Below are 12,809 nucleotides of genomic sequence, written 5' to 3' on the forward strand. Positions count from 1 at the left end.
TTAACATAGTGTGTTTTGCCTAGCTTTTAAGCTGACAGACACTATCTCTTATAATTAGCTCACAATCTAATAAACGAGAACCCGGTGCGACAGGTCTACCTTGTAATTGATCAAGTAATAACAACATAGATTGACGTCCAATTTCATAACGGGGTTGTTCCATCGTTGTTAGTGCGGGTTCGCTGTAACGTGTGATATCAAGATTATCAAAACCAATAACAGAGAGATCTTTTGGGAGTTCTAACCCTAATTTTTTCGCCTGCCACATAACGCCAATCGCCATAATATCACTATGACAGAACACGGCAGTCGGTGGTTCAGGTAAAGAAATCAGTTTTTTCAGACTTTCTGCACCGCTTTCATGGGTAAAATCACCACGAATAATATAGTCTTCACGTAAAGGAACACCTGTTCTACGCATAGCTTGAATATAACCTTGTAAGCGATAACGACATAAAGGCATATCTTCTGGGCCTGTAATACAAGCAATACGCTTATGACCCATTTGCTGTAAATAGTGTGTTGCTCTAAAAGAGGCAGTGAGATTATCAATATGAACAGTAGGTAGCTCAAGTTCAGGTGCAAACTCATTTGCCATGATCATTGGAGGTAGGTTTTTCTGCTCTTCTTTGGAAACATCAAAAGGAATGTGTGAACCAAGCAGTAACATACCATCAATTTGTTTGGTGATAATGAGGTTAATAAATGCATTTTCGTGTTTTTGCTGATGTTTACAATCACCAATAAGAACGAGATAACCATGTTGTGCCGCAGTTTCTTCAATGCCACACACAACATCAGTAAAAAAAGGATCACTGATGTTAGGGACGATCACAAGGATCGTTTTTGACTCATTGCGCTTAAGATTTTTTGACAGGTTATGTGGGTAATAGCCCACGTCAAGAACAGCCTGTTCAACTTTCTGACGGGTTTGTGAGGATACTTTTTCCGGATTCATTAAAGTACGTGACACGGTTGCTGTGGACACGCCGGCTGCAAGGGCAACATCTTTCATTGTTGCTTGCGTATTATCTTTATTATTCTGTTGCAAACCCCATACCTCCCTTTTGGATGGTTTAGTTAAACGATTGCTTTTTTATTTGCAAAAAAACCGCCGGTGCTCAAAAAAAGATTTTATCGACGGTTTTAATTCGAGAAATATTCTAAATTGTTATTCTACCCGCTTTTTAAATAGATACTGTTACCTAGTTTGCATAAAAAGTGTGATACCAATCGTTTTTATGAGTTAGTTCGCAAAATTGATAAATAGTCTTGGACTGTAACTAGTATTTAATCAGAATTTTATTCTCAACATAAATTTGACTGAAATATATTCAAATAGATATAAAAAGACGATTAACAATCTGTTGGGTCAACATCAATATTCCATTTCACTTTCTTACTCTCAGGTAAAGCCACAATTTGAGGATAAGTGACGGACATTAGTTTTTGTAAATAACCCCGCGAAGGATGTTGTAGCAATAATTGCCAACGATAGTTCCCTCCACGTTTAGCTTGAATAGCAGGAACCGGCCCCATAACCCATAAATGGGGATCTCGCATTGGATGTTGTTCAAAAAACTGTTTGAGTTGCCGTAAAAATTGAGGTGCACGTTGGTTATTATGATCTTCTGAACGGATCATTATATGGCTGGAGTAAGGCGGTAAGAAGGTGGCTTGTCGCTCTTGTAAGGCTTCTTTGGTAAAAGCATCATAGCCTTTTTCTAATAGCGTTAATAAAAGAGGGTGGTCAGGTTGGTGAGTTTGTAAATATACCGCGCCTTGCTTACCTGCTCGGCCTGCACGGCCTGATACTTGTGTATAAAGCTGGGCAAAGCGTTCGGCTGCACGGAAATCACTGGAGAACAGAGCGCCATCAACATCCAGTAAAGCCACTAAAGTCACATCGGGAAAATGATGCCCTTTGGCTAGCATTTGTGTACCAATAAGAATGCGAGAGCCACCTTGGTAAATATCATCAAGTTGTTGCTCTAAAGCCCCTTTACGGCTGGTGGTATCTTTATCAATTCGTGTTACAGGCGTATCAGGAAATAACTCACCAATCCCTTGTTCAAGTTGCTCTGTTCCCAACCCTACAGGCATTAAATTCGTTGAACCGCATTGTGGGCATTGCGCTGGAATTCGTCGTTGACTATCACATTGATGGCAACGCAACATGCCATGCTTTTGATGTAGCGTGTAATAGTGATCACAGCGAGGGCATTCTGCTATCCATCCACACTCATGGCATAACAATGCGGGTGAAAATCCACGACGATTTAAAAAGAGCATGGCTTGGTTTCCTGCATTTAGATGCTCTTTTATCGCTTTAATAAGAATAGGAGACAGCCCTGTTGTGAGTGGTTGCCCTTTTAAATCAATTAAGTGTTCGGTTGCGGGCTTCGCATTGCCTGCTCGTTGGGTGAGTGTTAATTGCTGATATTTTTTCTGTTCAACATTAAAACTGGTTTCAATTGATGGCGTTGCTGTTCCCATCACGATAGGAATATTTTCTTGTTTTGCACGGAATACCGCTAAATCCCGAGCATGGTAACGCCAGCCATCTTGTTGTTTATAAGAGCTGTCGTGCTCTTCATCGATAATAATAATACCAAGATGTTGAAAAGGGGTAAGAAGTGCTGAACGCGTGCCAATAATAATCGCATTATCACCACGTTTGGCTCGTAACCAAACGGCTAAGCGCTCAGTATCATTTAATCCGGAATGCAAAACATCCACTGGGGCATTAAAGCGAGCCTTAAAACGACGAATTGTTTGAGGTGTTAAGCCAATTTCAGGTACTAGAACTAAAGCTTGTTTACCTTGTGCGAGAATTTTTTCTAATACACTTAAGTAAACTTCTGTTTTGCCTGAACCGGTGATCCCTAATAACAACCAAGGTGAGAATTGATCAGCTTGAGCTGTAATGGCACCAACCGCTATAGCTTGTTCCGTATTTAATTTAAAGCGTTCACCTTGCACTGAAAAGTCATTGTGCCAATGTATGGGGGCGGGTTGTATTGGGCGTAAGTCTGCAAACTCTTTCTTTTTTAGGTTATTGAGTGTTGCAGTGGTGATATCGAATTCATCAAGCTGATGGCGATATAAAGGTGTACGGCGAAGCGCAGCTAAGGCCTGTTGTTGTTTTTTCGCCCCTTTTAAACTGTTAAGGTCGAGATTAGCTCCTTCTTCTGTGGCATACCATTGCCATAATGGAGTAAATTCAGCGGGTTTACCTTGTCGTAATAAAATAGGCATGGCATGAAAAAGCACTTCCCCTAAAGGATAGTGATAATAAGCCGATGCCCAATTTAACATATCCCATAAAACACCTGGAAAGAGTGTTTCACTATCAAGGATCTCATCAATAGGCTTTAGCTTTTCGATAGGAAACTCACTGTGTGTACTGAGTCCTTTGACAATACCAAGAGAGCGGCGTTTATTACCAAAAGGCACGATCACCCGGCTACCTACAACAGGCGCATCGATCCCTTCTGGTAACAGATAATCAAAAGAGGAGAACAGTGGTACAGGTAAAATTACCTGAACTATAGTCATATCAGGGTTTCCGAGAGTTTTAGCGAAAAGATGACGTTAAGAATATCACAAAAAGTGTGCAGATTTCATTGCGCGTTTAGTGGATATTCTGTATGATCCGCCCCCTTTGGTAGATAAATTACCAAACACTTAATTTCAATCAACACGACGTGTGGTGTTCGGCTGTGGGCTGAATGGCGACACGGCCTTAGTAGAGGTTTTCCATGCAAAAAGATATCCATCCTAAATACGAAGAAATTACTGCATCTTGTTCTTGCGGTAACGTTATGAAAATCAACTCCACTGCAGGTCATAACCTGAATCTGGACGTTTGTGACAAATGCCACCCATTCTATACTGGTAAACAACGTGATGTTGCAACCGGTGGTCGTGTTGATCTGTTCAACAAACGCTTCAAAATCCCAGGCAGCAAATAAGATATTTGTTGTCACAAGATATCAGCAAAGCCTAATATCTTGCGGACAGTTTGGAATTGAAAAAAAGCCCAAAGTTTTTGCTTTGGGCTTTTTTGTTCGTGTTAATCAAGCAATAAGTCAATAAATCGACGCTGATTAATACTCCCAAGTATCGGGATCAACCCCGCGCTGGCGCATTATTTCTTTTGCCTCTTCAGGGATTTCATCGTTACGTTCTTTACGTAAGTCTTCATCATTTGGGAGAGGCTGTCCGGTAAATGCGTGCAAAAATGCTTCACACAATAATTCACTATTGGTTGCATGTTTTAGGTTATTAACCTGACGGCGAGTGCGTTCATCGGTTAAAATTTTCAACACTTTCAACGGAATTGAAACCGTGATTTTCTTAACTTGCTCACTCTTTTTGCCATGCTCAGCGTAAGGGCTGATATATTCACCGTTCCATTCAGCCATGGATTACCTTTATTAATATCATTTAGTTGAAGTCAGAATAGGGTTAACCCACATTCTGATGGGCGATACCAGTTTATCATGACTTTTCTAAAACCACCGACTGTTCTGACTGAAGGTGAGAGAAAAAGTAATAGTCACTGGTGATATCCTTAATTTGGCTATTATTTCATTACTTAATCTATCCGTAAAGGAGTTTAGATGTCTAGATGTATTGACGTCTTGGTGTCTAATTGGATATGCTGTTGTCGACTTTCCCACTTATCGCTGTGACAAGGTGCCTGTATGACGAAGAAAACAGCAACAATTGCTATCCATAATGGGCTAAATGAAGACTCACAATTTGGTTGTGTAGTACCGCCTATCTATCTTTCTAGTACCTATAATTTTTTAGAATTTAATCAACCTCGTGACCATGATTATTCTCGCCGAGGTAATCCAACACGCGATATGGTGCAAAAAGCATTAGCAGAACTAGAAGGTGGCGTAGGTGCAGTTGTCACAAGTAGTGGAATGTCAGCTATTCATTTAATTTGCACAGTTTTTCTTAAACCAGGTGATGTCATTGTTGCACCTCATGACTGTTATGGGGGGAGTTATCGCCTGTTTAATAGTCAACAAGAACGTGGAGCTTATCGTGTCATTTTTGTTGATCAAAATGATGATGTTGCATTACAACAAGCTTTGGCTCACAAGCCTAAAATTGTTTTTATTGAAACACCTAGCAACCCATTACTGAGAATAACGGATATTCGAAAGATCAGTGAGTTGGCTCATCAACAAGGGGCTTTAGTGGTGGCGGATAACACCTTTATGAGCCCTGTTTTGCAAAAGCCGCTAACATTAGGCGCAGATATCGTTGTGCATTCCTGTACAAAATATCTTAATGGGCATTCTGATATTGTGGCAGGTGTTGTTATCTGTCAGAGTCAGAAATTGCTTGAGGAGTTAAGCTGGTGGGCAAATAATATCGGTGTGACATCTGGCGCGTTTGATAGCTATTTATTATTACGAGGTATAAGAACCCTCGTGCCACGAATTCGACTTCAACAAGAAAATGCACAGGCATTAGTGGCCTTTTTACAGACACAACCTTTAGTCGAGAAAATATATTACCCCGCACTGGAAAATCATGCAGGCCATCAAATAGCAAAAAAACAGCAGCAAGGTTTCGGTGCGATGTTAAGTTTTGAGTTAAAAGGAGGATTGGCGGTGATTAAACTCTTTTTATCTCAATTAACACTCTTTACACTGGCAGAATCTTTAGGTGGGGTAGAAACCTTAATTTGTCACCCTGCCACGATGACACATGCAGGTATGTCAGATGAGGCGAAAAAAATAGCGGGGATCAGTCCCTCATTGCTTCGGATCTCTGTAGGTATTGAAGATAGTCAGGATTTAATTAACGATTTGCAAAGTGCGTTTGATGCAGCAACTAAAAGGTAACCATGGATCATGAGCGTAGTGGCAATTAAACAACAGGCGGAACCGATTTGCCGCCAGTTACATAAATTCGGTGGTAGCAGTCTTGCAGATATAAAATGTTATCAACGTGTCGTGAATATCATGACAAACTATAGCCAACCTAATGATCTTATGGTGGTTTCAGCAGCAGGATCAACAACTAATCAGCTAATTAGCTGGCTCAAACTGAGTCAAAGTGATCGCATTTCAGCGCATCAGGTTCAGCAAACATTACGACGTTACCAATTATCATTAATTGAAGGACTTCTTTCAAAAGAGAATGCGGAACTTCTCTCTCAAGCCTTTATTGCTGATCTCGAACGTTTGAGTTATTTGCTTGATAAACCTATTACAGATGCGACTTATGCCGAAGTTGTCGGTCATGGTGAAATTTGGTCTGCGAAATTAATGGCAAAATTACTGACTGAACAAGGTTTACCGAGTGTTTGGTTAGACGCCCGTGAATTTTTGTGTGCTGAAAGAGCCGCACAGCCTCAAGTGAACGAAACGTTATCTCGGCCATTATTGCAATCACTATTAGCCAAGCATCCTGAAAGCCGTTTTGTAGTCACTGGTTTTATTAGTCGTAACCAACAAGGTGAAACGGTTTTATTGGGGCGTAATGGCAGTGACTATTCAGCGACGCAAGTCGGTGCGTTAGCTGATGTTGGAAAAGTGACAATTTGGAGTGATGTTGCGGGGGTATATAGCGCTGATCCACGTAAAGTTAAAGATGCTTGCTTATTACCTCTATTACGTTTAGATGAAGCCAGTGAATTGGCGCGTTTAGCCGCCCCAGTTTTACATACACGTACATTGCAACCCGTATCAGGTAGTAACATTGATTTGCAACTTCGTTGTAGTTATCAACCAGAGCAGGGTTCTACACGCATAGAGCGTGTCTTAGCATCAGGAACTGGTGCGAAGATAGTCACAAGCCACGACGATGTTTGTTTAATTGAGCTACAACTCTCATCCCATCAAAACTTTGAGCAAGTAGCAAAAGAAGTTGATGAATTACTTAAGCGTGCGCAAATTCGTCCTTTAGCAACTGGCGTGGATAAAGACAGCCAACTTTTACAACTTTGTTATACCAGTGAAGTGGCTAACAGTGCTTTAGATGTATTACAAGACGCGGTTTTGCCGGGTAAATTACATTTACGTGAAGGGTTCTCTTTAGTGGCGTTAGTTGGTGCAGGTGTGTGTAAAAATCCACTGCATTGCCATCGTTTTTATCAGCAACTTAAAGATCAACCAGTTGAATTTATTTGGCATGCTGAAGATAACATCAGTTTAGTCGCTGTATTGCGCAATTATACTGAGCATCTATTACAAGGTTTACACCAAACATTATTTAGAGCTGAAAAACAAATTGGCTTAGTGCTGTTTGGTAAAGGAAATATTGGTTCTCGTTGGTTAGAGCTTTTTGCTCGTGAACAAGAGCCGTTATCCGCACGCAGTGATTTTGAATTTATTCTTGCGGGTGTCGTTGATAGTCGTCGTAGTTTACTTGATTATCAAGGCATTGATCCTAGTCGTGCCTTGGCTTTTTTTGATGAAGAAGCCACAGAACATACTGAAGAATCACTTTATCTTTGGATGAGAGCACACCCTTATGATGATTTAGTGGTTGTTGATATTACGGCGAATGAGTCCCTTGCTGCATCTTATGAAGATTTTGCCAGCTATGGTTTTCATGTTATTAGCGCTAATAAAATTGCAGGCTCTGCATCAAGTTTGCGCTATCGCACCACACGAGACGCTTTCTCTAAAACTGGCCGTCACTGGTTATATAATGCCACTGTAGGCGCTGGTTTACCGATTAACCATACAGTGCGCGATTTACGTGAAAGTGGCGATTCCATTTTATCAATTAGTGGTATTTTCTCAGGTACATTATCGTGGTTATTCTTACAATTTGATGGCTCTGTGCCGTTTAGTGAATTGGTGGAACAAGCATGGCAACAAGGGTTAACAGAGCCAGATCCGCGAATTGATTTATCAGGACAAGATGTCATGCGTAAGTTGGTTATTCTTGCTCGTGAAGCAGGTTATGACATCGAGCCAGAGCAAGTACGAGTTGAATCTTTAGTGCCTGTACAAGCTGAGACGGGTTCTCTAGAAGAATTCTTTGATAACAGTGCGTTGATCAATGAGCAGATGGCACAGCGATTAGCAGCAGCAAATGAAATGGATATGGTATTGCGGTATATCGCGCGTTTTGATGCCAATGGAAAAGCCAAAGTGGGTGTGGAAGCAGTGAGAAAAGATCATCCACTGGCCTCATTGTTACCCGGAGATAATTTGTTTGCGATTGAAAGTCGTTGGTATCGTGATAATCCACTGGTCATAAGAGGGCCGGGAGCAGGAAGAGATGTGACCGCTGGCGCAATTCAATCAGATTTAAACCGTCTTTCTCAATTACTATAATTTAATTATTTCTTTTTTATAAAGGTTATCAGTAGGTTATTTTATGCTGATAACTTTTTATCATTTTTGTGTCATATCACTCAATTTTTTTAAATTCTTTGGCTATACTTGAAGCATCTCTAGTCACAAAGGAGCGATTGATGTCAAAAGTAGTAAGACAGATTGTCCCACTAAGAAATGAAATGACGGAGGTGAACCATCAAGCTAAAGAGAACTATTGTCAGTAGCTCATGATGTGAAATTTAAGCGTCTTGAGTGGAAGTTGAAGTACAGTTACAACGTATTTGAACGTTATTAAGAGTACAATTCGATTTACCACGTGTTTTACAACAGACAATTTAATTTACTGAAAGAACAATTCGTTATTCTTAATTTAAAGCGCTGAATTTTCAGCGCTTTATTCGTTTTTAAGGCAAGATAGCAAAAGAACGTACAGGGAAACCACTAGCATTATTGGGTTTGGCTACAATGTTAAAAATAACAGCCCCACGAGTGGGAAGTTGATCTAAATTAGTCATTAATTCAATTTGATAAGTATCCTGTTCCAATACGTAATACTCACCTAATAACGCATTGTTTTTATGGAATTCTTTTGCTGGATCTGTATCAAATGTTTCATGACCAATGGCTTTTATTTTTCGCTCTTCAAATAAGAATTTGAGAGCATCAATCCCCCAACCCGGAATTTGATTTTTTCCTTCAGCATCTTTGTTATCCATTGCCTCTTGTGAAGGCCAGCGCTTGCTCCAATCAGTACGTAATGCGACAAAAGTACCCGCTTCAATTTCACCGTGCTGTTTTTCAAATTCAAGAATATCATTTTTTGAAAATGAGAAATTAGCGTCAATTTTTGCACGCTCTGATTGGTCAATAACAATCAATGGGAGTACCAATTCTTTCAGTTCTAATTCATGCAGATAGCGAGTATTAGGAACAAAATGGCAAGGTGCATCAATATGCGTACCGTATTGACCTGGAAATGTAAATTGCTGTGCAAAAAAGCCATCTTGATAATCAAAAAGGGTTTTAAACTGCGCGGGATCAAACATAAAAAAGTGAGGCGAATCTTTATCAAAACTGTGTGTTAAATCGACCCATTTTTTAGATTTAATAATAGAAAGTGCATTAATTAATTCATTTTTCATTGGCTTCCCCAGTCTGATAACCAAAATAGTAATAGTGCGATTTGAGCATTTTTAATGTTATGGATGTTGAATTTGATTTTTTAAACAAAATTGGGTTTGTTTGAGTGATAATAAATGTAAAGAAAAAACAAAATAAAGCGTTAAACCTGTTTGATAATAAAAATCTTAATCTGACAGAGTGAGTAAAAAAAGATAAGAAAAATAAGGTATGAGATAGCGCTATTAGTTATAACACATCAGAGAAGTAGGCTAAAAAGTAAAAATAGACCAGACAAATTATCAATATTAAAAAAAATCATCTAAATTTTTCGCCAGATAAATTTTCACGTATTCCCTCCTTTCTAGTAAAAAACTCTTCTTAGTGGATAAGAAACGAAAAAATGTCCTTATTCTTGGCAAAATTGAGCTAAAACAACACGAATATTAGCCATTCTTATAAGACTAAAGTCGTAATTAAATTTCAGAAAAATCCCCCAAAACGATTATTTTCTGATATGAATAGTAGGCTAAGTAAAAAAAGCAGTGTGGCTTATCACAAAAATCAAAATAAAGTCACATTAGAAATGAAAGTTAATTACACAACTGGGAGGACATGACTTTTCTGATAGGAAGATGCATGTTGTTACCGCCACAAAGACAAGGTCAGGAGTCTCATGAATCAACAATATTCTGCTATGCGTAGCAATGTCAGTATGCTTGGCAAGCTACTTGGAGATACGATAAAAGAAGCACTTGGTGAAGAAATTTTAGATAAGGTTGAATCTATTCGAAAACTATCTAAATCATCACGAGCAGGTAATGAAGTGCAGCGACAAAAGCTGCTACTCACGTTACAGAATCTCTCTAATGATGAATTATTACCTGTTGCTAGAGCATTCAATCAATTCTTGAACCTGACGAATGTAGCCGAACAATACCATAGCATTTCACCTCATGGTGAAGCTGCGAGTAATCCGGTGGCATTGGCAAAATTAATCTCTCGACTGAAAGATAAGAATTTTACGGATGCACAATTAAAAGAAGCCGTAGAACAAATCTCTATTGAGCTGGTATTAACGGCGCATCCAACCGAAATTGCACGTCGTACACTGATCCATAAGCTGGTTGAAGTTAATACTTGTTTATCTCAACTCGATCATGATGATTTAGCCGATTATGAACGCACGAATATTATGCGTCGCTTACGCCAGTTAGTTGCTCAATCATGGCACACAGATGAAATTAGAAAAATTCGTCCAACGCCAATTGATGAAGCAAAATGGGGTTTTGCTGTTGTTGAAAATAGCTTATGGGAAGGGGTTCCCGCTTTCCTACGTGAATTTAATGAACAACTTAAAGAATCGATAGACTACAACTTACCTGTAGAAGCCTCACCTATTCGTTTTACATCATGGATGGGGGGAGATCGTGATGGTAACCCAAATGTGACAGCTGAGATCACACGCCACGCTTTACTATTAAGCCGTTGGAAAGCCGCTGATTTATTCTTAAATGATATCCAAGTCCTTGTTTCAGAACTTTCGATGACAGAAAGTACACCTGAACTACGTGAATTGGCGGGTGGTGCTGAAGTTGCAGAGCCTTATCGTGAAATTGCTAAACAGTTACGTACTCGCTTACAAGTGACCCGCGATTATTTAGAACAACGCATTAAAGGCCAACAATCTCTGCCACCTGAAGAGTTATTAATTGATAATGCAGAGCTTTGGGAACCGCTATATGCGTGTTATCAATCGCTGACTCAGTGCGGTATGCGTATTATTGCTAATGGGCAACTATTAGATACATTACGTCGTATCCGTTGTTTTGGCTTACAACTGGTTAAACTGGATATTCGTCAAGAAAGTACCAATCACACAGAAGCGCTCTCTGAATTAACACAATATTTAGAGTTGGGGGATTATGCAGCTTGGTCGGAAGAGCAAAAACAAACATTCTTACTGGAAGAATTAAACTCTAAGCGTCCGCTTATTCCTACAAATTGGCAACCTAGCGCCCCAACACAAGAAGTCTTTGAGACTTGCCGTGTTATTGCACAATCACCAAAAGATTCTATCGCTTCTTATGTCATCTCAATGGCAAAAGTGCCTTCTGATGTATTAGCAGTAAAACTTTTATTAAAAGAAGCGGGTGCGGATATTCGCTTACCTGTTGCGCCGTTATTTGAAACACTTGAAGACTTAAATAACGCTGAAAGCGTGATGACGCGTTTGTTTGATATTCCATGGTACCGCGATTTAATTGATGACAAGCAAATGGTGATGATTGGCTATTCAGACTCTGCAAAAGATGCCGGTGTGATGGCTGCGTCATGGGCACAATATCGAGCTCAAGATTCGTTGATCAAACTCTGTGAAAAATCAGGCGTGACATTAACGTTATTCCATGGACGGGGTGGTACTATTGGTCGTGGCGGTGCGCCAGCTCATGCGGCATTACTTTCTCAACCACCGGGAAGCCTGAAAGGTGGCCTACGTGTAACTGAGCAAGGTGAAATGATCCGCTTTAAGTTTGGTTTGCCACAAGTGACAATCAGCAGCCTTGCTCACTATGCAGGCGCGATTTTAGAAGCAAATTTATTGCCACCACCAGAGCCTAAAGCTCCTTGGATTGAAGTGATGGATTCATTGTCTGATGTTTCTTGTGCAATGTATCGTGACTATGTTCGAGGACAAGAAGATTTTGTGCCTTACTTTAGGGCGGCAACCCCTGAAGGGGAATTAGGAAAATTACCGCTTGGTTCACGTCCTGCCAAACGTCGCCCAACGGGTGGTGTTGAAACTTTGCGTGCTATCCCGTGGATCTTCGCATGGACACAAAATCGCTTAATGTTACCTGCTTGGCTAGGTGCTGGTGCTGCATTACAGCATGAAATTGATAGCGGAAAACAAGCGGTATTAGACGATATGTGTGAAAACTGGCCGTTCTTCAATACACGTATTGCTATGTTGGAAATGGTGTATGCCAAAGCGGATTTATGGTTAGCGGAATATTATGATCAACGTTTAGTTGAAGAGCGTTTATGGCCATTAGGAGCGAAATTACGCCAACAACTTTCCGATGATATAAAGAGTGTCTTGGCAATTTCAAAAGATGAGCACTTAATGGCTGATTTACCATGGGTTGCGGAATCTATTGCACTACGTAATGTGTATACCGATCCATTAAACGTACTTCAGGCTGAATTATTGCAACGCTCTCGTACTCATAGCGAGTCTGATCCTCGAATTGAACAAGCGCTAATGGTTACAATCGCTGGTATTGCGGCAGGTATGCGAAATACTGGTTAGTACTTCACGAGTTAAAAATTAAAAACAGCGCTCAATTAGGCGCTGTTTTTTTTATG

8 protein-coding genes are annotated in these 12,809 nt (G+C 40.1%); 4 read left to right on the top strand and 4 right to left on the bottom strand.

Going from position 1 to position 12,809, the window contains the following annotated elements; genetic code table 11:
* Positions 1–19 precede the first annotated feature (19 nt).
* On the bottom strand, positions 20–1,015 hold the full coding sequence (cytR, locus tag LG402_RS00430) for a DNA-binding transcriptional regulator CytR (protein ID WP_052038541.1): 996 nt from the start codon (positions 1,013–1,015) through the stop codon (positions 20–22).
* A gap of 341 nt (positions 1,016–1,356) precedes the next feature.
* Positions 1,357–3,558 (bottom strand): primosomal protein N', encoded by a 2,202-nt coding sequence (gene priA, locus LG402_RS00435; RefSeq protein ID WP_166539336.1) that lies wholly within the window; start codon positions 3,556–3,558, stop codon positions 1,357–1,359.
* A 203-nt stretch (positions 3,559–3,761) separates the two neighbouring features.
* On the opposite strand from priA, the gene rpmE reads away from it, so the two are divergent.
* Positions 3,762–3,974: a 50S ribosomal protein L31 gene (gene rpmE / locus LG402_RS00440; RefSeq protein ID WP_006534140.1), complete on the top strand. Its 213-nt coding sequence runs from the start codon at positions 3,762–3,764 to the stop codon at positions 3,972–3,974.
* Positions 3,975–4,109: 135 nt separating this feature from the next.
* On the opposite strand, the gene metJ is transcribed toward rpmE, so the two are convergent.
* On the bottom strand, positions 4,110–4,427 hold the full coding sequence (gene metJ / locus LG402_RS00445) for a met regulon transcriptional regulator MetJ (protein ID WP_006534139.1): 318 nt from the start codon (positions 4,425–4,427) through the stop codon (positions 4,110–4,112).
* A gap of 282 nt (positions 4,428–4,709) precedes the next feature.
* Between metJ and metB the strand changes: the two genes are divergently transcribed.
* Together metB and LG402_RS00455 are read left to right on the top strand one after the other, a co-directional pair.
* Positions 4,710–5,870: a cystathionine gamma-synthase gene (gene metB / locus LG402_RS00450; protein WP_166539337.1), complete on the top strand. Its 1,161-nt coding sequence runs from the start codon at positions 4,710–4,712 to the stop codon at positions 5,868–5,870.
* A gap of 9 nt (positions 5,871–5,879) precedes the next feature.
* Positions 5,880–8,318 carry a bifunctional aspartate kinase/homoserine dehydrogenase II gene (locus tag LG402_RS00455; protein ID WP_227336276.1) on the top strand — a complete coding sequence of 813 codons (2,439 nt, stop codon included), beginning with the start codon at positions 5,880–5,882 and terminating at the stop codon, positions 8,316–8,318.
* A gap of 407 nt (positions 8,319–8,725) precedes the next feature.
* Here the strand turns inward: LG402_RS00455 and LG402_RS00460 are convergent, their stop codons facing one another.
* Positions 8,726–9,463 (bottom strand): cyclase family protein, encoded by a 738-nt coding sequence (locus LG402_RS00460; protein ID WP_210813129.1) that lies wholly within the window; start codon positions 9,461–9,463, stop codon positions 8,726–8,728.
* 653 nt (positions 9,464–10,116) lie between these two features.
* On the opposite strand from LG402_RS00460, the gene ppc reads away from it, so the two are divergent.
* Positions 10,117–12,753 (top strand): phosphoenolpyruvate carboxylase, encoded by a 2,637-nt coding sequence (gene ppc / locus LG402_RS00465; RefSeq protein WP_166539339.1) that lies wholly within the window; start codon positions 10,117–10,119, stop codon positions 12,751–12,753.
* Positions 12,754–12,809 lie beyond the last annotated feature (56 nt).

It is taken from the genome of Proteus sp. NMG38-2 (genome assembly GCF_020640995.1).
Classification (GTDB): Bacteria; Pseudomonadota; Gammaproteobacteria; order Enterobacterales; family Enterobacteriaceae; genus Proteus.

What these genes read in the sequence shown, in the direction of transcription:
- cytR (WP_052038541.1), bottom strand. Translation starts at nt 1,015, where the DNA reads ATGAAAGATGTTGCCCTTGCAGCCGGCGTGTCCACAGCAACCGTGTCA.
- priA (WP_166539336.1), bottom strand. Translation starts at nt 3,558, where the DNA reads ATGACTATAGTTCAGGTAATTTTACCTGTACCACTGTTCTCCTCTTTT.
- rpmE (WP_006534140.1), top strand. Translation starts at nt 3,762, where the DNA reads ATGCAAAAAGATATCCATCCTAAATACGAAGAAATTACTGCATCTTGT.
- metJ (WP_006534139.1), bottom strand. Translation starts at nt 4,427, where the DNA reads ATGGCTGAATGGAACGGTGAATATATCAGCCCTTACGCTGAGCATGGC.
- metB (WP_166539337.1), top strand. Translation starts at nt 4,710, where the DNA reads ATGACGAAGAAAACAGCAACAATTGCTATCCATAATGGGCTAAATGAA.
- LG402_RS00455 (WP_227336276.1), top strand. Translation starts at nt 5,880, where the DNA reads ATGAGCGTAGTGGCAATTAAACAACAGGCGGAACCGATTTGCCGCCAG.
- LG402_RS00460 (WP_210813129.1), bottom strand. Translation starts at nt 9,463, where the DNA reads ATGAAAAATGAATTAATTAATGCACTTTCTATTATTAAATCTAAAAAA.
- ppc (WP_166539339.1), top strand. Translation starts at nt 10,117, where the DNA reads ATGAATCAACAATATTCTGCTATGCGTAGCAATGTCAGTATGCTTGGC.